This is a genomic window from Corynebacterium phoceense, from assembly GCF_900092335.1.
In the GTDB taxonomy this organism is placed as follows: domain Bacteria; phylum Actinomycetota; class Actinomycetes; order Mycobacteriales; family Mycobacteriaceae; genus Corynebacterium; species Corynebacterium phoceense.
Map to the genome: position 1 here is coordinate 656,436 of NZ_LT596208.1, position 23,087 is coordinate 679,522.

Below are 23,087 nucleotides of genomic sequence, written 5' to 3' on the forward strand. Positions count from 1 at the left end.
GTGCGAAGGGTGCGGTATTATCATCTCCCGTGTCTGAATCCACCGCTTCCCACAACGACAACTCCGCGGACAATTCCGCGGACAATTCCGCGCAGCTGCCTCCGCTCAACAGTGTTGAGGGCATTGATGACCCGCGCCGTCCGCTTCAGCGTGCCGTGAGCTTTGGCTGGAAAGGCCTTGTAGCTATCACGATTGTGTCGCTCGCTATCTGGGGCGGCGTAGCTGGGCTGCCGGGTATCTGGGGAGTGCTCATCGGAGCGGCCATCGGCGGCGCATTCGTCTTGATGACGGCAGCGTCGGTGCTTTTTACCTCCAATACGACGCCTAATACGACCCTTGCTGTCGTATTCGGTGGCTGGTTGCTCAAGCTTGTGCTCTTGATTATTGTCATGGCGGCTATTCGTGATCTCGAGTTCTACCATCACGTGGCCTTGTTTATCACCGTGGTCGCCGTTCTCGTGGTCGTCCTAGCTTCCGAGGTGTGGGGAGTCATGACTTCGCAGATGTCGAACGTCTTCTAAAAATTAGCTCAGCACTGGTCCACGCCCGTCCCCGAAGAAGTGGGGGCGGGCATTCGGTGTTGATACGTGCTTTAAGAGTTTAATCCCCCGGTTAGGGGCGGGTTGAATAAGTGCAGCTACCCCCATTTACTGCGGGATCATCTCCTTTGTGACGCATCTTACTTATGTCAGGTGGGCAGGGTAAATCGCGTGCTCAGTGACACGGGTTTGTGATAAAAGTCGGTAGGCGTTGTCAGGCGAAACAAAAGCGCGCCCCCGCGGGCGAAAACCCGTTACTAACCTGATATTATTTACCGCGGGTTACCGCAGATTCGACATTTTCGCCGCATAACCTGCGAGGATGACGGATCTTGGTTGGTAAGTCCCTGCCACAACGTGTGATGTGCGACGGAGTCCGAGGTTGTGGCAGAGAGCTTGAGACGTCCATCGCACCGTGCGTGAGTTTTCACGAACTACGTACGGCCCAAACACGGGAGAGAACGCTGAGCGTTACAACTTTGGCCCTAAGTGGCCACTTCCACGAGCCCAACTTGGGTGAGGAATTCTTCCCGGGGCAAATTAATCCTTCTGAGCTGTTCCTTCGGGACTTTGCTGGCGGCGCGTTTGCGTTCGACCGCCTTATGTTCGTTCGCGTTTTGATGACGCTCGTTCTGGTGGTCCTTTTCGCGCTGGCTTTCAAGAACCCGAAGCTGGTTCCTAAGGGTCTGCAGAATGTCGGCGAGCACGCGGTCGATTTCGTCCGCATCTATATTGCTGAAGACATTCTGGGTAAGAAGGAGGCGAAGCGATTCCTTCCGATTATCGCGACCATCTTCTTCGCGGTCCTTTTTATGAACGTACCGACCATTATTCCGGGATTGAACATCTCTCCTAATGGTCGTATCGGCATGCCTATCGTGCTCGCCGCTGTTGCGTACATCGCCATGATTTACGCAGGCGCAAAGCGCTACGGCTTTGGCAAGTTCATCAAGTCGTCGGTGGTTATTCCTAACCTACCGCCGGCACTGCACCTGCTCGTCGTGCCGATCGAGTTCTTCTCGACCTTCATTCTTCGACCGGTCACTCTTGCCATTCGTCTCATGGCGAACTTCCTGGCTGGACACATCATTCTGGTCCTGCTGTTCTCTGCTTCGAACTTCTTCTTCTGGCAGCTGAATGGTTGGACGGCTCTCTCGGGTGTCACCATCATCCTGGGTATTGCTTTCAGCTTGTTCGAAATCATCGTCATCTTCCTGCAGGCGTACATCTTCGCTCTGCTGACGGCGGTGTACATCGAGCTGTCCCTCCACGCGGATTCGCACTAGGGCGAAGGTCGGCTACACGACCTAAGAATTCTTTCAACTCCATCAACATCTTCATCCCGGACTGATACACAGGCCGGGGAACACGAAAGGGAACGACTTTCACCATGAACGAAATCATCCTGGCTGCTGACGCTGCTACCAAGTTCACTGGCTTCGGCACCATCGGCTACGGCCTTGCTGCTATCGGCCCGGGCATCGGCATCGGCATCGTCGCCGGCAAGACCGTCGAGGCAATGGCTCGCCAGCCCGAAATGGCCGGCCAGCTGCGTACCACCATGTTCCTGGGTATCGCCTTCACCGAGGCCCTCGCCCTCATCGGCCTGGTCGCCGGCTTCCTGTTCTAAAAAGTTCGCGTTAACCACACCAACCTTTTTAAGACTGGAGACCAATGAACAACGTCTTTTATTTGGCTGCGGCCGAAGAAGGGAACGAGGACTCGTTCTCGGTTCTTCTCCCCGCGACTTATGACATCGTCTGGTCTTTGATCTGTTTCGTAGTCATCTTGCTCCTGTTCTGGAAGTTCGTTCTTCCGGCGTACAACAAGATGCTCCAGGCACGCGAAGACCAGATCGAGGGCGGCCTGAAGCGCGCCGAGGCTCAGCAGGCTGAGGCCAAGGCTGCACTCGAGAAGTACAACGCTCAGCTGGCTGATGCCCGTGCCGAGGCTGCCGAGATCCGTGAGCAGGCGCGTGAGCGCGGCAAGCAGATCGAGACTGAGGCAAAGGCTCAGGCTGAGGAAGAGTCCCGCCGCATTGTCGCCGCTGGCGAGAAGCAGCTGGAAGCTTCCCGTGCACAGGTCGTTACCGAGCTGCGTTCCGAAATCGGTCAGAACTCCATCAACCTCGCAGAGAAGCTGCTGGGCGGCGAGCTTTCGGACGCCACCCGCAAGTCCTCCACGATTGATGCTTTCCTGTCCGAGCTCGACACTGTGGCACCGGCCGGAAAGTAGGCAGACATGAAGGCAGCTAGCCGCGAAGCACTCGCGACCTCGCAGACCACCTTGGACTCTGTCCTTTACGGTGGCGACGCGGTCGCAGACTTTGCACGCACCGGCCTCGATCTGTTTGAGGTTGTCGAGGTTCTCGATGGCGACCGCGAGCTGCGCGGCGCCCTCAAGGACCCGGCTGCTTCTGCAGATGCTCGCAAGGCGCTCGTGAACACCCTGTTTGGTTCCAAGGTCTCGGACCGCGCTCTGCGCGTGCTCGAGGACGTTGTGACCCACCAGTGGTCGTCCGCTCGCGACCTCGTGAACGGCTTGGTTAATCTCGGCCGTCGCGCTCTTCTGCGCGGTGCCGAGGCTCAGGGCCAGTTGGGCCAGGTTGAAGACGAGCTATTCCGCCTGTCGCGCATTCTGGACCGTGAGGGCGAGCTGACCCAGCTGCTTACCGATCGCACTGCTGAGTCTGCGCGTAAGCGCGGACTGCTGGCGAACGTGCTCTATGGCAAGGTCACGATGTTCACTGAGGCGCTTGCGCTTCAGACCATCGCTCGCCCCGAGCACAACCCGATTGATGACATTGCCGGTTTGGCATCCCAGGCAGCTGAGCTGCAGGGCCGCTCCATCGCCTATGTCACCTCCGCGGGCGCACTGAATGACAATCAGCAGCAAGCACTCGCCGACAAGCTGGGCAAGATTTACGGTCGTGCGATGTCCATTCACTCCGAGGTTGACGAAAGCATCCTTGGCGGAATGATCATCCGCGTCGGCGACGAGGTCATCGACGGTTCCACTGCGGGCAAGATTGCTCGTATGCGTACCGCGATGTCGAAGTAAAGGCTTTAGCCTTTCCTTCAGCTCGTCTTCGATGACGACACAACTTTAGAAATTATTGGACGATACTACCGAGAGTAGGAACAACATGGCGGAGCTGACGATCTCCTCCGATGAGATCCGTAGCGCGATTGCGAACTACACCTCGAGCTACTCCGCGGAGGCCTCCCGTGAGGAGACCGGCGTGGTGATTTCGGCAGCCGACGGTATTGCGCAGGTTTCTGGCCTGCCTTCCGTTATGGCTAACGAACTTCTCGAGTTCCCCGGCGGCGTGATTGGCGTCGCACAGAACCTCGACACCAACTCGATTGGCGTCGTTGTCCTGGGCAACTTCGAGTCCCTTACTGAGGGCGACGAGGTCAAGAGGACCGGCGAGGTTCTCTCCATTCCTGTGGGCGAGGCATTCCTCGGCCGCGTTATCAACCCCCTGGGCCAGCCGATTGACGGCCTTGGCCCGATTGAAGCCGAAGAGGACCGCGTCCTCGAGCTGCAGGCACCTTCCGTTCTCCAGCGTCAGCCGGTGGAAGAGCCGATGCAGACCGGCATCAAGGCTATCGATGCAATGACCCCGATTGGCCGTGGCCAGCGTCAGCTGATCATTGGCGACCGCAAGACCGGTAAGACCGCAGTCTGCATCGACACCATCCTGAACCAGAAGGCTAACTGGGAGTCCGGCGACAAGAGCAAGCAGGTTCGCTGCATCTACGTCGCTATCGGCCAGAAGGGTTCCACCATTGCTGGCGTGCGCCACACGCTCGAGCAGCACGGTGCCCTGGAGTACACCACCATCGTGGCTGCTCCGGCTTCTGACTCCGCAGGTTTCAAGTGGCTGGCACCGTTCTCCGGTGCTGCTCTTGGCCAGCACTGGATGTACCAGGGCGACCACGTCTTGATCATTTACGATGATCTGACCAAGCAGGCTGAGGCCTACCGTGCGATTTCCCTTCTGCTGCGTCGTCCGCCGGGACGCGAAGCATACCCGGGCGACGTCTTCTACCTGCACTCCCGTCTGCTGGAGCGTGCTGCAAAGCTCTCCGACGACATGGGTGCTGGTTCTATGACGGCTCTCCCGATCATCGAGACCAAGGCGAACGACGTCTCCGCCTTCATCCCGACCAACGTTATTTCCATTACCGACGGCCAGGTCTTCCTGGAGTCCGACCTGTTCAACCAGGGCGTCCGTCCGGCAATTAACGTCGGTGTGTCGGTGTCTCGTGTCGGTGGTGCCGCTCAGACCAAGGGTATGAAGAAGGTTGCCGGTAACCTGCGTCTGGACCTCGCGTCCTACCGCGACCTGCAGGCCTTCGCCGCGTTCGCGTCGGACCTTGACTCTGCTTCCAAGGCTCAGCTGGAGCGCGGTGAGCGCCTTGTCGAGCTGCTGAAGCAGTCCGAGTCCTCCCCGCAGCCGGTTGAATACCAGATGGTGTCCATCTTCTTGGCCGACGCCGGCATCTTCGACGTCGTTCCCGTCGAGGACGTTCGCCGCTTCGAGCGCGATGTGCAGGAGTACCTGCGTTCCAACGCGCCGCAGGTCTTCGAGCAGATTGCTGGCGGCCAGGCTCTGACCGACGAGTCCAAGGAAGCGCTTCTCGCTGGTGCAAAGGACTTCACTCCGACCTTCCAGACGACCGAGGGCCACAACCTCGGCACCGAGGCTCCGGTGGAGCCGCTGGCAGAGGCGGAGCACAAGAAGACCGAGCTCAACGTCTCCCGCAAGACGGCCAAGTAAGTCACACATCCAACGACTTTTAACCGTCTAGATTAAAGAAGGGAGGAGCGAACACCATGGCAAATCTTCGCGAATTGCGCGACCGTATCCGGTCCGTGAACTCGACTAAGAAGATCACCAAGGCTCAGGAGCTCATTGCTACCTCGCGCATTACCAAGGCGCAGGCTCGCGTGGAAGCGTCCCAGCCGTATGCACAAGAGTTGAACAACGTTATGAATCGACTCGCTGCGGCTAGCTCGCTCGACCACCCGATGCTTACGCCGCGTGAAGACACGCGTGTAGCTGCCATTCTCGTGGTCTCCTCGGACCGCGGTATGTGCGGTGGCTACAACAACAACGTCTTCAAGAAGGCGGCCGAGCTGGAAGCGGCGCTCAAGCAGCGCGGCCTCGAGGTCGTTCGTTACGTCACCGGCAACAAGGGCGTGGGCTTTTACAAGTTCCGCGAAGATCCGGTTGCAGGTGCCTGGACCGGTTTCTCTCAGGATCCGTCCTGGGAGGCAACCCACAACGTGCGCCGTCACATTATTGATGGCTTCCTCGCGGGTTCGAATGGTACGGCCAAGTCGCGTGAAGGCGTCAACGAGGGCCAGCCGGTCCGCGGTTTCGACGAGGTTCACGTTGTGTTCACGGAGTTTGAGTCCATGCTGTCTCAGACTGCGCGTGCGCAGCAGCTGCTGCCAGTCGTTCCGGTCATCCAGGAAGAGGATCTGCAGCTTCCGGAGTCCGCCACTGCGGCGACGACGGAAGAGGTTACTGCAGACTACGAGTTCGAGCCGGACGCAGACACTCTCATGAATGCCCTGCTTCCGCAGTATGTCTCGCGTACGCTGTTCTCCATGTTCTTGGAGTCTTCGGCGTCCGAGTCCGCTTCCCGACGCAACGCTATGAAGTCTGCAACTGATAACGCGACGGCCCTGGTCAAGGACCTGTCGCGTGTGGCCAACCAGGCCCGTCAGGCACAGATTACCCAGGAAATTACAGAGATTGTCGGTGGCGCTGGCGCGCTATCTGACAGCGCAGAAAGTGACTAGATTATGACTACAGCTCTGCAAGAGCAGAATGCACAGGATTCGGCGGTTGCCGGTCGCGTCGTGCGCGTCATCGGTCCGGTCGTCGACGTGGAATTCCCGCGCGGCGCACTGCCGGCACTGTACAACGCACTGCACGTCGAGATCTCCCTCGAAGCTGTTGCAAAGACTGTCACCCTCGAGGTCGCTCAGCACCTCGGTGACAACCTCGTCCGTGCCGTGTCCATGGCACCGACTGACGGCCTCGTTCGCGGTGCCGTCGTAACCGACACCGGCAAGCCGATTTCGGTTCCCGTCGGTGACATCGTCAAGGGCCATGTGTTCAACGCCCTCGGCGACTGCCTCGACCAGCCGGGTCTGGGCCGTGACGGCGAGCAGTGGGGCATCCACCGCGAGCCGCCGGCATTCGACCAGCTCGAGGGTAAGACCGAAATCCTTGAGACGGGTATTAAGGTCATCGACCTTCTGACCCCTTACGTCAAGGGCGGCAAGATTGGCCTCTTCGGCGGCGCAGGTGTGGGTAAGACCGTTCTTATCCAGGAGATGATTACTCGTATCGCACGCGAGTTCTCCGGTACCTCCGTTTTCGCCGGCGTCGGCGAGCGTACCCGTGAGGGCACCGACCTCTTCCTCGAAATGGAAGAGATGGGCGTTCTGCAGGATACGGCCCTTGTGTTCGGCCAGATGGACGAGCCGCCGGGAGTTCGTATGCGCGTGGCCCTGTCCGGCCTGACCATGGCGGAGTACTTCCGCGATGTCCAGAACCAGGACGTGCTGCTGTTCATCGATAACATCTTCCGTTTCACCCAGGCCGGTTCTGAGGTGTCGACCCTTCTGGGTCGTATGCCTTCTGCCGTGGGTTACCAGCCGACCCTGGCTGATGAGATGGGTGTTCTGCAGGAGCGCATTACCTCCACCAAGGGTAAGTCGATTACCTCCCTGCAGGCCGTCTACGTCCCGGCGGATGACTACACTGACCCGGCACCGGCGACGACCTTCGCCCACCTTGACGCCACGACCGAGCTTGACCGTGGTATCGCGTCCAAGGGTATTTACCCGGCCGTGAACCCGCTGACCTCGACGTCTCGTATCCTCGAGCCGTCCATCGTCGGCGAGCGCCACTACGCAGTTGCGCAGCGCGTCATCGGTATTCTGCAGAAGAACAAGGAACTCCAGGACATTATCGCCATCCTTGGTATGGACGAGCTGTCTGAAGAGGACAAGATCACCGTTCAGCGTGCACGTCGTATCGAGCGCTTCCTGGGCCAGAACTTCTTCGTCGCAGAGAAGTTCACCGGCCTGCCGGGCTCCTACGTCCCGCTGTCCGAGACGATCGACGCTTTCGAGCGCATCTGCAATGGCGAGTTCGACGCTTACCCGGAGCAGGCTTTCAACGGCCTGGGTGGCTTGGACGACGTCGAGGCTGCGTACAAGAAGCTGACCGAGAAGAAGTAGGGAGACGCACATGGCTGACATCACCGTGGAACTGGTTTCCGTCGAACGCATGCTGTGGACTGGCAAGGCCACCATCGTCACGGCTGAGACCACCGAGGGTGAGATCGGCGTGCTTCCTGGCCACGAGCCCATGATCGGCCAGCTGGTCGAGAACGGCGTCGTGACCATCCGTCCGGTCGACGGCGACCGTCGCGTCGCCGCCGTGTCGGGTGGCTTCCTCTCCATCAACGCAGACAAGGTGACCGTCCTTGCCGATTGGGCCGTGTGGTCCGACGAATACGGCAAGGACACCACCGTGGGCAACGAGCACACCAGCGAATGGCTGGAGAATGCTCGTAAGACCGCCGGTGAGCGCGCCGTCCGTCGTGCCCAGGAGTCTTAAGACTCTGCGGCTGGAGAGATGACAAGGGCAGCAAGGCCCTTCCTGCTCTCGCTTGAGTCGCATCCCGCCTGTCCTTCCTTCGGGAAGGGGAGGCGGGATTCGTCGTTTTGGCAGTCGGACCGGGTGCGTCTCTCGGCGCAACGAAATGCCCCGTGCCCACCACAAACGGGCCAGTACGCGTGTGATCCTTGACCCGCATTCGGTCATTTTTTAGCGCAAGGGAATGCGAACGCGCTAGAGTTGCCTCTAACCCCAATTTAGATTTATCTCTTGCATGGAGGTGGCACCGCCGTGGAGACCGTGATGACCATTCTGGGCTGGCTTGTTCTGCTCATCGTCGTCGTTGTGGTGCTGCTCGCCGCCGTGCGCTTCTTTGCTCTGCGTTCCAACGGCACCCAGGTGCTTCTGCGCACCGTGCCGGCCAAGGATACGCACAATTGGCGCCACGGCCTGCTGCGCTACCGTGGTGAGCTCATGGAGTTCTACAAGCTGCGTTCCGTATGGCCGGCCGCCGATCTTACGCTAGGTCGCCTCGACATCGAATTGTTGGGTTCTCGCACCCTCGACGATGACGAGGCTTCTTTTATGACGGAGGCCACCGAGGCCGTTCATTTCCAGGCCGCCGGCCAGGAGTACGAACTTGCCACGGATCTCCATGGGGCGATGGCGCTCAACGCTTGGGTTGAGTCGGCGCCGTCCAAGCGGCTTGAGCGCATGGACATTAAGAAGCTGCGCGAGCGCGTGCAGCGGGATAAGCGCCAGCAGGGACGCTAAGCCAGCCTGCATGGCTGGGCACAAGGGGGCATCGGAAAGCCGATTGCAAGGGCGCGCGCCGTCCGCGCTAGGGTAGTGAGCATGCGTTTAGTCATCGCCCGTTGCTCCGTGGATTATGTTGGCCGTCTCGATGCACACCTGCCGCTCGCAGACCGCCTGCTCATCGTGAAGAAGGACGGCTCCGTGTCCGTCCACGCGGACGATCGCGCTTATAAGCCGCTCAACTGGATGCAGCCGCCGTGCACGCTCGAGGAGTCGCCCATTATGGACCTCGACGGCGAGGACACGGGCGAGATTCTGTGGCTCGTAGAAAATCCCAAGGGGGAGCAGCTGCGCATCACTATCCAGGAAATCCTCCACGAGTTCGCCTATGACCTCGGCGAGGACCCAGGCTTGGTGAAGGACGGTGTCGAGTCCCACCTGCAGGAGCTGCTCGCCGAGCACATCACGACCCTCGGTGAGGGCTATACCCTCGTGCGTCGCGAGTACCCCACGGCCATCGGACCCGTGGACATCATGGCGCGCGACGCTGAGGGCCACCACGTGGCCGTGGAGATCAAGCGCCGCGGCGGTATCGATGGCGTGGAACAGCTCACGCGCTACCTCGACCTGCTCAACCGCGACGCGCTGCTGGGTAAGGTCCAGGGCGTCTTCGCCGCCCAAGAGATTAAGCCACAGGCTCGCACCCTCGCCGAAGACCGTGGCATCCGCTGCGTCGTGCTTGACTACCAGGATCTGCGCGGCATTGAGAGCAACGAGCTGCGCCTGTTCTAATGCCACGTCGCAATAGAAGAATCAAGACCGAACCACGCTACCTGCCTGCCGATGGCTCTTCCTTCTTCGGTTCCCAGACCGTCGAGGGGCCCAGCTGGACTCACGGCGAGCCCTACATTATGCGACACATCGGCTCGGCTGCTGCGAAGAAGTTCTATATCTGCCCCGGCTGCAACCAGAACATTCCGCCCGGCGTCGCGCACATCGTGGCATGGCCACGCGATACCGGCGGGCGCGCGGATGACCGCCGCCACTGGCACCGGCATTGCTGGGAACGCCGCTAGGGCGTGACGCTTCGCGCACGCCGATAGACTTGGAAGGCATGAACCCCGCAACCCGTGAAGAAGCCGACGTCCTCCTCCAAGGCATCGCCGGATCCGAGGCCCATCTGCGTGACGACCAGTGGACCGCCATCGACTCGCTCGTCAATCAGCGCCGCCGCATGCTCGTGGTGCAGCGCACTGGTTGGGGCAAGTCAGCCGTGTATTTCATCGCGGCCAAGTTGCTGCGTACCCGTGGCTTTGGGGCCTCGGTCATCATTTCGCCGCTGTTGGCGCTCATGCGCAATCAGGTGGAGGCCGCCGCCCGCGCGGGCATCCGCGCGGTGACCATTAACAGCGCGAACATGACGCAGTGGGATGATCTCCACGCCGCGATTGCTGCGGGGGAGGCTGACCTCGTGCTCATCTCTCCCGAGCGCCTCAATAATCCGTCCTTCCGCACCGCGGTGTTGCCCCAGCTTAGCCGTGCCGCCGGCATGCTCGTCGTTGACGAGGCGCACTGCATCTCCGATTGGGGCCACGACTTCCGCCCGGACTACCGGCGCATCAAGGATCTGCTCGCTGGCCTGCGCCCAGATACGCCGGTGCTGGCCACGACAGCGACGGCGAATGACCGTGTCGTCGCGGATGTTCAGGCACAGCTGGGGGAGAACACCGGCGTGCTGCGCGGCGGGCTCGACCGTGAGTCGCTCTACCCGGCGGTGCTGCGCCTCGAGGATACGACGCAGCGCCCGGCCTGGCTCGCGACGCACCTGAATGAGTTGCCCGGCTCGGGCATTATTTACTGCCTTACCGTCGCCGCGGCGGAGGACCTCGCGGAGGTGCTGCGCGGTGCCGGCTTTGAGGTCGCCGCCTACACCGGTCGCACAGAGGCCGAGGAACGCGAGCGCCTTGAGCAGGCACTCATCCACAATGAGCTCAAGGCGCTTGTAGCGACGTCCGCGCTGGGCATGGGCTTCGACAAGCCGGACCTGGGCTTCGTCATCCACGTCGGTGCACCCGGCTCGCCGGTGTCTTATTACCAGCAGATCGGCCGCGCGGGCCGCGGCACCGATCACGCGGAAGTCCTCCTTTTGCCCGGCGTTGAGGACCAGGACATCTGGGGTTATTTCGCGTCGCTTACCTTCCCTCCCGAGCCGGTCGTGCGCCAGCTCCTCGAGGTCCTCGCGAACACGGACGGCCCGTTGTCCACGGCGAAGATTGAGCCGCACGTGGACCTTAACCGTTCGCGTTTGGAACAGGCGCTCAAGGTCCTCGACGTAGACGGCGCCGTCCAGCGCGTGCAAGGCGGCTGGCAGTCCACCGGGCAGCCGTGGTCTTATGACTCGGCCCGCTATGAAGGCCTCGCCGCCGCGCGCACAGCGGAGCAGCAGGCCATGCTTGACTACGAGGCGACGACGGAATGCCGCATGCTCTTCCTGCGCCACCAGCTCGATGACGCCACCGCGACCGACCCCTGCGGTCGCTGCGACAACTGTACGGGCAGACGCTGGGATCCGAGCGTCGACGCCGCCGTCGGCCAGTCCGTTAGGGCGCAACTTACCGCGCCCGGCGTCGCACTCGCACGCCGTAAGATGTGGCCGACGGGTATCACCCGGCCCGTCGCGGTCAAGGGCCGTATCAAGGGCGTGGGTGAAGGCAAGGCGCTCGGACGTCTCAATGACATTGGGCGTGGCCCGGCGCTTACCACGCTCGTCACGGAGCGTGCCTGGGTGCCCAGCCAGCCGTGGCAGCAGGACCCGTGGTTGCCGCAGGTCGTCGAGGTCCTCGCCGGCTGGGACTGGCAGACGCGTCCCACCTCCGTCGTCGCACTGGGCAACGTGGACCCGGAGACCACGGCGTTCGTCGAGCGCCTCGCCCAGGCGGTCGCAGGACTGGGACGCATGCAGTTCGCCGGCACCCTGCGCACCGCGCCCGGCGTCACGGAGGTCACCGCGCAGAACTCCGCCTACCGCGTCATGGGGCTGCTACAGCACTATGACTTTGCGAGCATCAATCAGGACGTCCTCACCGCGGCGGGCGGACCGGTGCTTCTCGTGACCGATCTCGTGGACACGGCGTGGTCCGTCACCGTCGCGGGCAGCGGCATTTTCACAACAACGGGGGCAGAAGTCCTGCCCTTTGCACTCGCGGCTCGGGGGTGATCACAGGGCTGATCGTTGAGTGCGATCCACCCGGCGGTGGGGTGGCTCGCGCGCGTAGAATCGCACGCATGATTGTCGCTTTTTCTGTCGCGCCCACGATTGTGGAGTCGCCCACCGCAGAGATGTCCGAGGCCGTCGCCGCCGCCGTGAAGGTCGTGCGCGAATCCGGCCTTCCCAACGAGACGAACGCCATGTTCACGCTCCTGGAAGGGGAGTGGGACGAGGTCTTCGCCGTCATTAAGAAGGCCACGGACGCCGTACGCGCGGTTTCGCCGCGTACGGGTCTTGTGATTAAGGCCGATATTCGCGAGGGCGTGACGGGCCAGCTCACCAGCAAGGTCGAGGCCGTCGAGCGCCACCTGAAGAATGGGGAGGTTTAAGCCATGACTATTCCGAATCGTTTCGTCGGCGGTGCCCTGGATCTGGGCGAGCTTAAAGCACGCAATGACGCGCGCGCCAAGGCGGCATCTGCCCCGCAGCCAGGTGGCTCGTCTGCCGGCGTCCAGCCCTTCTTCCAGGTGACCGAGGCCAACTTCGAAGAAGACGTCGCGCGCCGCAGCGCCCAAGTGCCCGTTGTCGTCCTCGTGGGCACGGCGCGCTCGCCGCAGTCGGAGCAACTGAAGGCCGACTTCGCGGACCTCGCCGCGGCTGGCGGCCTGAAGTTCGTGGTCGGCTACGTCGACGCGGATGCCACCCCGCAGGTCGCGCAGGTCTTCGGCGTACAAAACCTGCCTACCGTCATTGCGCTCGCCGCGGGCAAGCCCATCACCCACTTCGAGGGGGGCCAGCCGCGCGAGAGCCTCGAGCAGTGGGTCGCCGCCCTCGTCCAGCAGGTCGGCGCCCAACTGTCGGGCATCCCGGACGCGGGGGATACGCCCCAGGAACCGGAGCTCGATCCGCGCGTGACGCAGGCCGAGGACGCGCTCAACGCGGGCGACTTCGACGCAGCCATCGCGGTCTACGACTCGATCCTCGCGGACGACCCGAAGGCAACGGACATCAAGCAGGCGCGCGACACCACGAAGCTGCTCAAGCGTATCTCCGGCGTCGAAGACCCCATCGCCGAGGCAGAGACCGACCCTTCGCCGGCCGCGCAGATGCATGCTGCGGACGCCGAGGTCGTCGCCGGCGTGCCGGAAAAGGCCTTTGACCGCCTTATTAACACGATGAAGGTCACGGCGGGTGACGAGAAGGCTGCGTTGCGCGACCGCCTGCTCGAGCTCTTCGGACTCTTCGACGCGGGCGACCCGCGTGTCCTCGCGGCACGTACCAAGCTGGCGAGCGCCCTGTACTAGGCGAGTGTGACCAGCTGCACGCTGCGGCGCGTCCAACAGCCACGATAGCGACCTGGCTGTCGGGTTATCCCCCGCACGGGTGAGAGAAATGCTCACCCGTGCGGGGCTTTGTGTTCGCTTGGCGAATTTCGCGGACACCCCTTTCCTAGCCCTGGGGTTAAAACCACATTAACCCTGTACTTCCTAGGTTTTCGCGACAGAAAAGAGCGGGTCTAGTATCCCTATATCACCCGTACGTGAGCCGCTTCACGTTTGGTGCAGAAGACGATACATAACTCTGTGCGCTATCGAGCGGCTCACACTTTCAAGAAAGGGACGGCTATGGTTTCGCCAGTTACCACCACCCCAAAAATTGCTCAGGCGAAGGGTCCGAAGAAAGACCGCACGCACTGGCTCTACATTGCTGTCATCGTCGCGGTCGTCGGTGGCGTGGTTTTCGGCCTCGTCGCGCCGGAGGCCGCCGCGCCGTTTAAGATCCTCGGCACGATGTTCGTGAGCCTCATCAAGATGATCATTGCCCCGGTCATCTTCTGCACCATCGTGCTCGGCATTGGCTCCGTGCGTGCCGCAGCCTCGGTGGGCAAGGCCGGCGGCATCGCCCTGGCGTACTTCATCATCATGTCGACCTTCGCGCTCGGCGTGGGCCTCCTCGTCGGTAACTACATCGAGCCGGGCACCGGTTTGGACATCTCTGCTTCGCAAGGTGCTGCGGATTCCTTTATTGCTCAGGCAGAAGAGAGCCACGAGGGCCTCACGGGCTTCATTGCGTCTATCATCCCGGACACGCTGTTCTCGTCTTTTACGTCAGGCTCGGTGCTCCAGGTTCTCTTCGTCGCGCTACTCTGCGGCTTCGCCGTGCAGTCCATGGGCCCGTCGGGTGAGCCCATCCTCGCGTTCATTGCGCACCTCCAGCGCCTCGTGTTCAAGCTGCTGTCGATGATCCTCTGGGTCGCGCCCATCGGCGCGTTCGGCGCCATGGCCGGCGTGGTTGGCGCCACAGGCTTCGATGCCGTGAAGTCGCTCGCCATCCTCATGCTGGCGTTCTACATCACGTGTTTCCTCTTCGTCTTCCTCGTGCTCGGTACCATCGCCCGCGTCTTCGGCGGCATCTCCATGTGGAAGCTGTGCAAGTACCTGGGCCGCGAGTTCCTCCTCATCCTCGCGACCTCGTCCTCCGAGTCCGCGCTTCCGAACCTCATGCGCAAGATGGAGCACCTCGGCGTGGAAAAGCCCACCGTCGGCATCGTGGTCCCGACTGGTTACTCCTTCAACCTTGACGGCACCGCCATCTACCTCACGCTGTCTTCCATCTTCATCTCGGAGGCCATGCACATGCCCATGAACCTGGGCGAGCAGATCGGCCTGTTGGTCTTCATGATCATCGCCTCCAAGGGCGCGGCCGGTGTCTCCGGCGCCGGCATCGCGACGCTGGCCGCGGGCCTGCAGTCGCACCGCCCGGAGCTCCTGCACGGCGTGGACATCATCGTCGGTATTGACCGCTTCATGTCCGAGGCCCGCGCGCTGACCAACTTCGCGGGCAACGCCCTGGCCACCGTCCTGATCGGCCGCTGGACGCACTCTGTCGACATGAACCGCGTTCACCAGGTGCTCGACGGCCAGCTGCCTTATAAGGAGACCGACCTCGACAGCGACGTCGACCTCAAGCTGCCGGACGTCGTCAACCCCGCCAACGAGACGCTGCAGCCTACGCAGCAGATTGACCTGGACAACTACGAGAAGGGCTCGGGCATCTACAAGTAAGAGCTCAACCCCACCCGCCCGCGCTGCCATTCAACCGGCCGTGCGGGCGTTGTCATGTCTACAATGACCCACATCAACCGTTCCCTGTACTGAAAGGTGACCACCATGCCCTCCGTTTACTTCCTGTGCAATAGCAACCGTGGCAAGTCCCAGATGGCCGAGGCGCTGGCGCGTAAGCACGCTCCGGAGTGGGAGACGTACTCCGCGGGCGTGAAGGTCACGAAGTCGGGTGCCGAGGGTGAGGTTAACCAGGAGTCCGTCGAGGCGCTCGCCGAGGTCGGCGCGGACATGACCCACGGCCAGGCCGAGGCCGTGGACCCACAGTTGCTGCGCAGCGTCGACCACGTGGTCATCGTGGGTGGCGCGGAGCTGGACTGGCCGGAGGACGCGACTGGAAAGCTGGAGCGCTGGGAGGTATCCGAACCCGTCGATCAGGACATCCACGGCATGGAACGCATGCGGATTATCCGCGACGAGATTGACGCGCACGTGCGCGGGCTCGTGGGGAAGTAACCTGGCGATCTGAAAATGACCACAACGCCCGAATAAGCCTGAAAAATTTTGAATTTCGAGACCTTATTCGGACGTTGTGGTCATTGAGTCTCAGGGCGAGACTGGAAGAACTAGCCGCGGTAGACGTACCACTGCGCCGAGTTGGCGGGCAGGTGCAGCCAGGCACCGTCGTCGCCCGCGGTGAACTCGGAGGGCAGGTTGTTGCCCGCGCCCTCGTAGCTGGAGTCATCCGTGTTGAGGACGAGCTCCCAGCAGCCCGGACGGGTGGGGTGGAGCTGGTAATGAGTGTGGGAGGAACCGGAGAGGTTGATGACCGCGAGCAGCGCGGAGCCGTCCTCGCCGTAGCGCTCGTAGGCGAGCACGCTGCCGTTGGCATCATCGCCCACGACCCAGTGGAAGCCAGAGGGATCGAAATCGCGCGTGTAGAGCGCCGGAGTGTTCTTGTATAGAGCACCGAGGTCGCGCGAGAGCTTCTTGATGCCCTGGTGCCACTCGTGGCCCCAGCCTTCCAGGTTGGACCAATCGACGGAAGAAGACTCGTTCCACTCGGTGGTCTGGCCGAATTCCTGGCCCATGAACAGCAGGTTCTTGCCGGGGTGGGAGTACATGTAGGCATACAACGCGCGCACGCCGGCCGCCTTGTTCCAGTCATCGCCAGGCTGGCGGCCCCAGATGGTGCCCTTGCCGTGGACGACTTCGTCATGGCTAAACGGCAGGATGTAGTGCTCGGAGTAGGCGTAGACCATGGAGAAGGTGAGCTCACCGTGGTGGTAGGAGCGGTGGACCGGCTCGCGCTTGAAGTACTCGAGCGTGTCGTTCATCCAGCCCATGTTCCACTTAAAGTCGAAGCCCAGGCCGCCGTCGGAGGTGGGGCGGGTAACACCATCCCAGGAGGTGGACTCCTCAGCGATGGTCCACACGCCCGGGTGGGCGCGGTGGAGCGTCCCGTTGGTTTCCTGGAGGAACTGGACAGCCTCGAGGTTCTCGCGGCCGCCGTACTGGTTGGGCAGCCACTCCTCGCGGGAGTAGTCGAGGTAAAGCATGGAGGCCACGGCGTCGACGCGCAGGCCGTCGACGTGGTATTCCTCGGCCCAGTACAGAGCGTTGGCGACCAGGAAGTTGCGAACCTCGTTGCGACCGAAGTCGAAGACGTAGGTACCCCAGTCGGACTGCTCGCCACGGCGGGGGTCCGGGTGCTCGTAGAGGGCTTGGCCGTCGAAGCGGCCGAGCGCGAACTCGTCCTTGGGGAAGTGCGCGGGGACCCAGTCGATGATGACGCCGATGCCCGCCTGGTGGAGGGCATCGATAAGCGCCTTGAGATCCTCTGGCGAGCCCCAGCGCGCGGAGGGCGCGTAGTAGCCGGAGACCTGGTAGCCCCAGGAGCCGCCGAAGGGGTGCTCGGCGACGGGCATCAACTCGACATGCGTGTAGTTGTGCTCCAAGAGGTAGGGGATGAGCTCCTCACGCAGCACGTTGTAATTCGAACCGATCTTCCAGGAACCGACGTGGACCTCATAGATATTGACCGGCACGTTGATATCGCCGGTGCGTGCGTCGATCCATTTGTGGTCGTTCCACTTGTAGGTGGAGCGGGCGACGACGGAGTCCGTCGCCGGCGGGGCAACGGTGGCCTTGGCGAGCGGGTCGGCCTTGTCGATGCGGCCGGAGTGCTTGGTCTGGATGGCAAACTTGTAGCGCTCGCCCACGCCGATGCCAGGGACGAAGACTTCCCAGATGCCCGTGGAGCCTAGCGAGCGCATGGGGTATTGGGTGGGGTTCCATCCGCAGAAGTCGCCGACGACGGCGACGCCCACGGCGTTGGGGGCCCACACGGCGAAGGCGACGCCCTCGACGACGCCGAGATCCGTCTCATAGGACTTGAGGTTCGCGCCGAGCACCTCCCACAGGCGCTCGTGGCGGCCCTCCCCGATAAGGTGCAGGTCAAAGGTACCGAGCGTAGGGAGGAAGTGGTAGCCGTCGGCCACCTCGCGGGCGGGCTGGCCCGGATAGGTCACGCGCAGGCGGTAATCGGCCTCGCGAACCAAGCAGGCTTCCCAGATGTCATTGCCCACGTTCGTCATGGCAATGGTTTTCTCGGCCGTGACGAGCTCGACCGACTCGGCACCCGGCTTGCGGGTGCGCACGACGCCGTCGTGCCAGCCATAGAAATCGTGCGGCGCCCAGTGGCGGCAGGAGTTGAGGAGATCGAGGTCAGACTGCGGGATGCTCATAGAGTCAAAAGTACCTTTATAGAGGGGTGCGTGCAGGCGATGTGAGTTTTCTCTTGATCGGCACCGAGCGGTTGATATTGTGCCCGCGGACCCTGCTCACTCGAACGGGCGTGCAGGGCCTGGCTGGCACTAGGCGCGGTAGGTGTCCTGCGGACGCCAGGCCAGCTGCGTGCGGCGGTCCTCGGCGACGGTGGGCAGCACGAGGACGTGGGCGACGTCGCCCTGCGGGGCGAGGCGCACGAAGTTGTGCGGCCCCCACGTGAATGTCTTGCCCGAGATTTTGTCGTGGACCTCAAAGCTTGCGCCTTCGTCCTGGCCGATGGCCGCGTAATTGATGTGGACGGTGGCTTCCTGGGTATTGCGCGGGTCGAGGTTGACCACGGTGAGCACGACGTTGCCCGTGGCGGCGTCCGCCTTGGAGTAGGCCATGACGTTGTCATTGTCTACCTCGTGGAAGGTGAGCGCGCGCAGCTGCTGCAAGGCCGGGTTTTCGCGGCGGATGCGGTTGAGCATCCCGATGTAGGGCTCGAGCGAGTCGCCGGAGTTGAGCGCCGCCTGGAAGTCGCGCGGGCGCAGCTCGTACTTTTCGGAGTCGAGGTATTCCTCACTGCCGGGCTTGACGGCCTCGTGCTCGTAGAGCTCGAAGCCGGAGTACACGCCCCATAGCGGGGAGAGCGTCGCGGCGAGCGTGGCGCGGATGGCGAACATGGCGCGTCCGCCGGTCTGCAAGGACTCGTGCAGGATGTCTGGGGTGTTGACAAACATATTGGGGCGGCAGATATCGGCCTGCTCCAGGTGGTGCTGAATGAACTCCGTGAGGTCGTACTTGGAGGTCTGCCACGTGAAGTAGGAGTAGGACTGCGAAAAGCCCGCCTTGGCCAGGCCCAGCAGGCGCGGGGCGCGCGTGAACGCCTCGGCGAGAAAGATGATGTCTGGGTGCGTGGCATGCACCTTGGCGATGAGCCACGCCCAGAAGTTGGCGGGCTTGGTATGCGGGTTGTCCACGCGGAAGGTCTTTACACCGGCGTTCACCCAGATCATGACCATGTCGTAGATGGCCTCGTAGATGCCGTCTGGGTCGTTGTCGAAGTTGAGCGGGTAGATGTCCTGGTACTTCTTGGGTGGGTTCTCTGCATACGCGATGGTGCCGTCGTCGAGCACCGTGAAGAACTCCGGGTTGGACTGCGCCCATGGGTGGTCCGGTGCGCACTGGAGGGCCAGATCGAGGGCGACCTCGAGGCCGAGCGACTCGGCGTAGGAGAGGAGGTCCTTGAAGTCCTCCATCGTGCCCAGCTCCGGGTGCGTGGTCGTGTGGTCCTGGATGGCCCACGGGGAACCCACGTCGCCCGGCTGTGCCGTTACCGCATTGTTGCGGCCCTTGCGGTGCACCTCGCCGATGGGATGAATGGGCGGGAAGTAGACGGTGTCAAAACCCATCTCCGCCACGCGGGGCAGCGCGCGCTTCGTGGTCTCAAAGGTGCCGTGGACGGGGTTGCCATCTGCGTCCCAACCGCCGGTGGAGCGGGGGAAGAGCTCGTACCAAGAGCTGTAGCGGGCCTTGGCACGCTCGACGTCGACTTCGTAAATCTCGCTTTCGGTGATGAGCTCGCGCAGCGGGTGGTGCTCGAGAATTTCGGTGACCTCGGGGGAGAAGGCGGGGGCGACGCGCTCGGTGAAGGGGGCATCGGAAGCAAGTGCCTTGGCCGCAGCGAAGAGCGGGCCCGCCTGGTCCGTGGGGGTCTGGAGTGCGGCGCGGGTAAAGAGGTCGGCGCCGTGGGAGAGATCGTTGGCGAGCTCCTGCTCGGATTGGCCGGCGTCCATCTTCTTCGTCACGGCGTTGCGCCACGTGGACATGACATCGCTCCACGCGTCGACGCGGAAGAACCAGCGGCCCGGGGTGGCGGGGGTAAAGACGGCATGGACGCGATCCGGGTTGACGGGGTCGAAGTCCATGGTCGTCGAGGAGACCGTGGAGGCCTCCGCATTCCACACAGACAGCGTGGCGGCGATGGCGTCGTGGCCTTCGCGCCAGACCAAGGCCGTGACGGGGATGACCTCCCCAACGGTGCCCTTGGAGGGCAGCTTCCCGCCGGAGATGACGGGGCGGACATCGTCAATGCCCAGGCGGCCGAAAGCGTGGCCGTATATGCGCGGGGAGGAGGTGGGAGAAGTCATGCCTTTCAGCCTAACCTAGCTGTGTCACTTTCACCGGGGAAGTGGAACGTAAGGCACTATAGAGGGCATGACTGCGCAAGAGATCGCCGAACCTGAATACGTGGCTGACCCCGACCTTCTGATCGACTTCCACGGCGTGGAGCTGCGCCGCGGTGGACACACCCTTGTAGGTCCCATCGATTGGCAGGTAGAGCTCGACGAACGATGGGTCATTATCGGCCCCAATGGCGCGGGCAAGACCTCCCTTGTCCGCATGGCCGCGGCGGAAGAATTCCCGTCCAAGGGCACGGCGTTCTTAATGGGCGAGCGCATCGGCAAGACGGACATGCGCGACTTGCGCGCGCTCATCGGCATTTCCTCGGCCGCCGTGCAGCACCGCATCCCGGACAATGAGCGGGTCGACGATCTGGTCATCTCCGCCGGCTACGCCGTGCTCGGCCGCTGGCGTGAGGAATACCAGGATATGGATTTCGGCCGCGTCGAGGAAATCCTCGCCCAGGTGGGGGCGACCCACCTGGCCAAGCGCACGTGGGGCACCTTGTCCGAGGGTGAGAAGAAGCGCGTCATCTTGGCCCGCGCCCTCATGGTCAACCCGGAGCTGCTCATCCTCGACGAGCCCTCCGCGGGCATGGACTTGGGCGGCCGCGAGGACCTCGTGGGTTACCTGGGGGATTTGGCGCTCGATCCGGACGCCCCGGCGATCGTGATGATTACCCACCACGTCGAGGAGATCCCGTACGGCTTTACTCACGCGATGCTCCTCGACGAGGGCAAGGTCGTGGACATGGGCCTTATCAATAGCGTGCTGACTTCTGAGAACCTCTCCACGGCGTTCCATCAGCCTATTCAGGTTGACCGCATTGGAGAGCGCTATTTCGCCCGCCGCGTGCGCTAGGTTGCGGTAATCTGGCTTCACTATGCCAACCTATCGGGACCCTAACCGGACTTATTTCCGTGATGGCGTCGGTGAGCACGACGCCATCGACCACGCGGACCATACCGGTTTCAACGGCGGCAAGCTGGCTGCCACCGTCCTTATCGTTCGCGATGGCGAGGACGGACTCGAGGTCTGGGTACAAGAACGCGTGTCCACCATGCGCAATTATCCGGGGCATGTCGTATTCCCCGGCGGCGGCGTCGACCCCCGCGACTTCCCGCCGCGCACGTGGGATTCCGGCGAGCTGTGGTCCGGCGCGTCCACCATTTCCATGGCCCGCAAGATGGGCGTGACCCGCTACAAGACGCACGCCCTCGTCTTCGCCGCTGCCCGCGAGCTCTTTGAGGAGGCGGGCACGCTGTTGGTGCGCGGCCTGTCCGGCGAGGTTCTCGAGGATGCGCGCCGCTATCACGACGAGCGCCTTGAGCTCGAAAACCACACCATCTCCTTTACAGAGTTCCTCTCGCGCCGCCGCTTCAAGCTCGACGCAGATATGCTGCGCCCCTGGGCGCGCTGGGCGGGCGTCGATAAAGGCCAGTGGTTCGACACGTTCTTCTTTATCGCGACGCTGCCTCCGGGCCAGGAGCCGGACGCCACGACCTTTGAAGCCGCTGACGCCAACTGGTTCCCGCCCCAGCTCCTCCTCGACGGATGGCGCGCCGGGCTCGTGCGCCTTGCCCTGCCCACGTGGCGCCAGCTTGGCCGCCTCGCGGAGCACGACAGCGTCTCCGGCGTGATCAAGGCCGCGGCCAATGCTGACCTGCGCCCCGTCATCGGCGACCCAGTCGACGACCCACACTACAGCGACTACTTCGAGACCAACCCGGTGGACCGCATATGAGTTTTACCCTCGACGAGGTCGCCTTCCTCGCGGCCCACACCTTCGACCACGATCTTGAACTCACTCCCAAGACCCAGCTCAAGGACGTGGAGTTCCTCCGCGGGCTCTACGGCGAGCACGCCCGCGCGGTCGCCGAGCTCCTCCAGGCCCGCCGCTCGGGCAAGCTCCCTGCTCACTGGCTTGCCGATGCCACCTCGGTCCAACAAGCCACCCCACCCGCCGTCGCGTCCTTCCGCGCCCAGCATTTGGCTGCGCTCGGCGTCGAGTTCGTCCACGACGTCACCTGTTCCATCGGCACTGAGGGGGCATTGCTTCGCACTGCCCGAATTGACTATGTCGGCTCCGACCTCGACGCCTCACGCTTGGCAATGGCCCGCCACAACGTGCCCGACGGCTGGTTCGTTCGCGCGGACGCCTTGGCACCCGTGACCAACTCCGGCGTCGTCGTCGCCGACCCCGCCCGTCGCGCGGGTGGGCGCCGCATTACCGACCCCGCCAAGCTTCTTCCTCCGCTGCCAGACCTCGTCGCCGCGTACCCCGGCCGTCCCCTGGCCATCAAGTGCGCGCCGGGCCTCGACTTCTCCGAGTGGGACGGCGGCGTGGACATCGTCTCCGTCGACGGCGGCGTCAAGGAGGCCTGCCTCTACACGCCGGATCTCGCCGCCGCTCGCCGCCGCGCGGTCATCCTCCGCGACGGCCACACGGACATCGTCACGGACGCGCCCGTCGATCCACCCGCGCCCGGCGAGCCCGGCCGCTTCATCCTCGAGCCCGACGGCGCCATCATCCGCGCCGGGCTCGTCCAGCATTACGCCGCCCGCGAGGGGCTCTGGCAGCTCGACGAGCACTTGGCCTACCTCACCGGCGACCGGCTGCCCACGGGTACCTCGGGATTTGAATTCATCGAGCAGGTCCCCCTCAAGAAGCTCAAGGCCGCGCTCGCTTCGTACGACTGTGGCCGCGCGGAAATCCTCGTGCGTGGCGTGAACGTCGACCCAGACCAGCTCCGCAAGAAGCTCAAGCTGCGGGGCCCCGCAGCGCTCACGGTGGTGGTGGCGCGCGTCGACGACGGCCTCGCGGGCTCGGCCGCCGGAAGTTCGCGGCAGGTCGCATTTATCTGCGGCCCCCGAGTATCATCGAGCAAGGTTTAGCTAACTTTCATAACACACGC

At 62.9% G+C, this 23,087-nt stretch carries 22 protein-coding genes; 20 read left to right on the forward strand and 2 right to left on the reverse strand.

Annotation, left to right across the window (positions count from 1 at the left end; genetic code table 11):
• The first annotated feature begins 29 nt into the window (after window positions 1–29).
• The 17 genes from BN9444_RS07205 (at window position 30) to BN9444_RS07285 (ending at window position 15,732) form a co-directional block, all read left to right on the forward strand.
• The gene (locus tag BN9444_RS07205; RefSeq protein WP_420888713.1) at window positions 30–521 is read left to right on the forward strand and encodes a Cg1360 family ATP-synthase-associated protein; all 492 of its coding nucleotides are present in this window, start codon (window positions 30–32) and stop codon (window positions 519–521) included.
• Window positions 522–1,051: 530 nt separating this feature from the next.
• Window positions 1,052–1,825 (forward strand): F0F1 ATP synthase subunit A, encoded by a 774-nt coding sequence (atpB, locus tag BN9444_RS07210; protein ID WP_230384023.1) that lies wholly within the window; start codon window positions 1,052–1,054, stop codon window positions 1,823–1,825.
• A 104-nt stretch (window positions 1,826–1,929) separates the two neighbouring features.
• On the forward strand, window positions 1,930–2,169 hold the full coding sequence (locus BN9444_RS07215) for an ATP synthase F0 subunit C (RefSeq protein WP_066490849.1): 240 nt from the start codon (window positions 1,930–1,932) through the stop codon (window positions 2,167–2,169).
• 44 nt (window positions 2,170–2,213) lie between these two features.
• Window positions 2,214–2,774: a F0F1 ATP synthase subunit B gene (locus BN9444_RS07220; RefSeq protein ID WP_066490850.1), complete on the forward strand. Its 561-nt coding sequence runs from the start codon at window positions 2,214–2,216 to the stop codon at window positions 2,772–2,774.
• A 6-nt stretch (window positions 2,775–2,780) separates the two neighbouring features.
• On the forward strand, window positions 2,781–3,599 hold the full coding sequence (locus BN9444_RS07225; protein ID WP_066490852.1) for a F0F1 ATP synthase subunit delta: 819 nt from the start codon (window positions 2,781–2,783) through the stop codon (window positions 3,597–3,599).
• An 85-nt stretch (window positions 3,600–3,684) separates the two neighbouring features.
• Window positions 3,685–5,325 carry a F0F1 ATP synthase subunit alpha gene (gene atpA, locus BN9444_RS07230; protein WP_066490863.1) on the forward strand — a complete coding sequence of 547 codons (1,641 nt, stop codon included), beginning with the start codon at window positions 3,685–3,687 and terminating at the stop codon, window positions 5,323–5,325.
• Window positions 5,326–5,381: 56 nt separating this feature from the next.
• A complete protein-coding gene (locus BN9444_RS07235; protein WP_066490870.1) occupies window positions 5,382–6,356 on the forward strand; it encodes a F0F1 ATP synthase subunit gamma in 975 nt (324 codons plus the stop codon).
• Window positions 6,357–6,359: 3 nt separating this feature from the next.
• On the forward strand, window positions 6,360–7,808 hold the full coding sequence (atpD, locus tag BN9444_RS07240; protein WP_066490872.1) for a F0F1 ATP synthase subunit beta: 1,449 nt from the start codon (window positions 6,360–6,362) through the stop codon (window positions 7,806–7,808).
• 10 nt (window positions 7,809–7,818) lie between these two features.
• Window positions 7,819–8,190 (forward strand): F0F1 ATP synthase subunit epsilon, encoded by a 372-nt coding sequence (locus tag BN9444_RS07245; RefSeq protein ID WP_066490883.1) that lies wholly within the window; start codon window positions 7,819–7,821, stop codon window positions 8,188–8,190.
• 270 nt (window positions 8,191–8,460) lie between these two features.
• Window positions 8,461–8,964, forward strand: coding sequence for a DUF2550 domain-containing protein (locus BN9444_RS07250; protein WP_230384024.1), 504 nt, complete (start codon window positions 8,461–8,463; stop codon window positions 8,962–8,964).
• A gap of 81 nt (window positions 8,965–9,045) precedes the next feature.
• The gene (gene nucS / locus BN9444_RS07255; RefSeq protein WP_068801668.1) at window positions 9,046–9,738 is read left to right on the forward strand and encodes an endonuclease NucS; all 693 of its coding nucleotides are present in this window, start codon (window positions 9,046–9,048) and stop codon (window positions 9,736–9,738) included.
• Entirely contained in the window at window positions 9,738–10,022 is a 285-nt protein-coding gene (locus tag BN9444_RS07260; protein ID WP_068801669.1) for a hypothetical protein, read from the forward strand. The genes nucS and BN9444_RS07260 overlap by 1 nt, the downstream gene beginning before the upstream one ends.
• Window positions 10,023–10,060: 38 nt before the next feature.
• Window positions 10,061–12,163 (forward strand): RecQ family ATP-dependent DNA helicase, encoded by a 2,103-nt coding sequence (locus BN9444_RS07265; protein ID WP_068801670.1) that lies wholly within the window; start codon window positions 10,061–10,063, stop codon window positions 12,161–12,163.
• Between the two features lie 68 nt (window positions 12,164–12,231).
• Complete coding sequence (locus BN9444_RS07270; RefSeq protein WP_066490903.1) at window positions 12,232–12,543, forward strand: thiamine-binding protein; 312 nt, start codon at window positions 12,232–12,234, stop codon at window positions 12,541–12,543.
• Between the two features lie 3 nt (window positions 12,544–12,546).
• Window positions 12,547–13,458, forward strand: coding sequence for a tetratricopeptide repeat protein (locus tag BN9444_RS07275; protein WP_068801671.1), 912 nt, complete (start codon window positions 12,547–12,549; stop codon window positions 13,456–13,458).
• A gap of 321 nt (window positions 13,459–13,779) precedes the next feature.
• On the forward strand, window positions 13,780–15,219 hold the full coding sequence (locus BN9444_RS07280) for a cation:dicarboxylate symporter family transporter (protein WP_066490913.1): 1,440 nt from the start codon (window positions 13,780–13,782) through the stop codon (window positions 15,217–15,219).
• Window positions 15,220–15,315: 96 nt separating this feature from the next.
• Window positions 15,316–15,732: an arsenate-mycothiol transferase ArsC gene (locus BN9444_RS07285; protein WP_077210059.1), complete on the forward strand. Its 417-nt coding sequence runs from the start codon at window positions 15,316–15,318 to the stop codon at window positions 15,730–15,732.
• Between the two features lie 110 nt (window positions 15,733–15,842).
• Here BN9444_RS07285 and glgB read toward each other — a convergent pair whose 3' ends face one another.
• The gene (glgB, locus tag BN9444_RS07290) at window positions 15,843–17,963 is read right to left on the reverse strand and encodes a 1,4-alpha-glucan branching protein GlgB (RefSeq protein WP_066490926.1); all 2,121 of its coding nucleotides are present in this window, start codon (window positions 17,961–17,963) and stop codon (window positions 15,843–15,845) included.
• A gap of 129 nt (window positions 17,964–18,092) precedes the next feature.
• Window positions 18,093–20,138 (reverse strand): maltotransferase domain-containing protein, encoded by a 2,046-nt coding sequence (locus BN9444_RS07295; RefSeq protein WP_068801673.1) that lies wholly within the window; start codon window positions 20,136–20,138, stop codon window positions 18,093–18,095.
• 67 nt (window positions 20,139–20,205) lie between these two features.
• Between BN9444_RS07295 and BN9444_RS07300 the strand changes: the two genes are divergently transcribed.
• The 3 genes from BN9444_RS07300 to BN9444_RS07310 are packed head-to-tail and all read left to right on the forward strand — an operon-like array spanning window position 20,206 to window position 23,067.
• Entirely contained in the window at window positions 20,206–21,033 is an 828-nt protein-coding gene (locus BN9444_RS07300; RefSeq protein ID WP_068801674.1) for an ABC transporter ATP-binding protein, read from the forward strand.
• A gap of 22 nt (window positions 21,034–21,055) precedes the next feature.
• Entirely contained in the window at window positions 21,056–21,916 is an 861-nt protein-coding gene (locus BN9444_RS07305) for an NUDIX hydrolase (protein ID WP_068801675.1), read from the forward strand.
• Window positions 21,913–23,067 carry a THUMP-like domain-containing protein gene (locus tag BN9444_RS07310; protein ID WP_066490951.1) on the forward strand — a complete coding sequence of 385 codons (1,155 nt, stop codon included), beginning with the start codon at window positions 21,913–21,915 and terminating at the stop codon, window positions 23,065–23,067. The genes BN9444_RS07305 and BN9444_RS07310 overlap by 4 nt, the downstream gene beginning before the upstream one ends.
• Window positions 23,068–23,087 lie beyond the last annotated feature (20 nt).

What these genes read in the sequence shown, in the direction of transcription:
- BN9444_RS07215 (WP_066490849.1), top strand. Translation starts at nt 1,930, where the DNA reads ATGAACGAAATCATCCTGGCTGCTGACGCTGCTACCAAGTTCACTGGC.
- BN9444_RS07220 (WP_066490850.1), top strand. Translation starts at nt 2,214, where the DNA reads ATGAACAACGTCTTTTATTTGGCTGCGGCCGAAGAAGGGAACGAGGAC.
- BN9444_RS07225 (WP_066490852.1), top strand. Translation starts at nt 2,781, where the DNA reads ATGAAGGCAGCTAGCCGCGAAGCACTCGCGACCTCGCAGACCACCTTG.
- atpA (WP_066490863.1), top strand. Translation starts at nt 3,685, where the DNA reads ATGGCGGAGCTGACGATCTCCTCCGATGAGATCCGTAGCGCGATTGCG.
- BN9444_RS07235 (WP_066490870.1), top strand. Translation starts at nt 5,382, where the DNA reads ATGGCAAATCTTCGCGAATTGCGCGACCGTATCCGGTCCGTGAACTCG.
- atpD (WP_066490872.1), top strand. Translation starts at nt 6,360, where the DNA reads ATGACTACAGCTCTGCAAGAGCAGAATGCACAGGATTCGGCGGTTGCC.
- BN9444_RS07245 (WP_066490883.1), top strand. Translation starts at nt 7,819, where the DNA reads ATGGCTGACATCACCGTGGAACTGGTTTCCGTCGAACGCATGCTGTGG.
- nucS (WP_068801668.1), top strand. Translation starts at nt 9,046, where the DNA reads ATGCGTTTAGTCATCGCCCGTTGCTCCGTGGATTATGTTGGCCGTCTC.
- BN9444_RS07260 (WP_068801669.1), top strand. Translation starts at nt 9,738, where the DNA reads ATGCCACGTCGCAATAGAAGAATCAAGACCGAACCACGCTACCTGCCT.
- BN9444_RS07265 (WP_068801670.1), top strand. Translation starts at nt 10,061, where the DNA reads ATGAACCCCGCAACCCGTGAAGAAGCCGACGTCCTCCTCCAAGGCATC.
- BN9444_RS07270 (WP_066490903.1), top strand. Translation starts at nt 12,232, where the DNA reads ATGATTGTCGCTTTTTCTGTCGCGCCCACGATTGTGGAGTCGCCCACC.
- BN9444_RS07275 (WP_068801671.1), top strand. Translation starts at nt 12,547, where the DNA reads ATGACTATTCCGAATCGTTTCGTCGGCGGTGCCCTGGATCTGGGCGAG.
- BN9444_RS07280 (WP_066490913.1), top strand. Translation starts at nt 13,780, where the DNA reads ATGGTTTCGCCAGTTACCACCACCCCAAAAATTGCTCAGGCGAAGGGT.
- glgB (WP_066490926.1), bottom strand. Translation starts at nt 17,963, where the DNA reads ATGAGCATCCCGCAGTCTGACCTCGATCTCCTCAACTCCTGCCGCCAC.
- BN9444_RS07295 (WP_068801673.1), bottom strand. Translation starts at nt 20,138, where the DNA reads ATGACTTCTCCCACCTCCTCCCCGCGCATATACGGCCACGCTTTCGGC.
- BN9444_RS07300 (WP_068801674.1), top strand. Translation starts at nt 20,206, where the DNA reads ATGACTGCGCAAGAGATCGCCGAACCTGAATACGTGGCTGACCCCGAC.
- BN9444_RS07305 (WP_068801675.1), top strand. Translation starts at nt 21,056, where the DNA reads ATGCCAACCTATCGGGACCCTAACCGGACTTATTTCCGTGATGGCGTC.
- BN9444_RS07310 (WP_066490951.1), top strand. Translation starts at nt 21,913, where the DNA reads ATGAGTTTTACCCTCGACGAGGTCGCCTTCCTCGCGGCCCACACCTTC.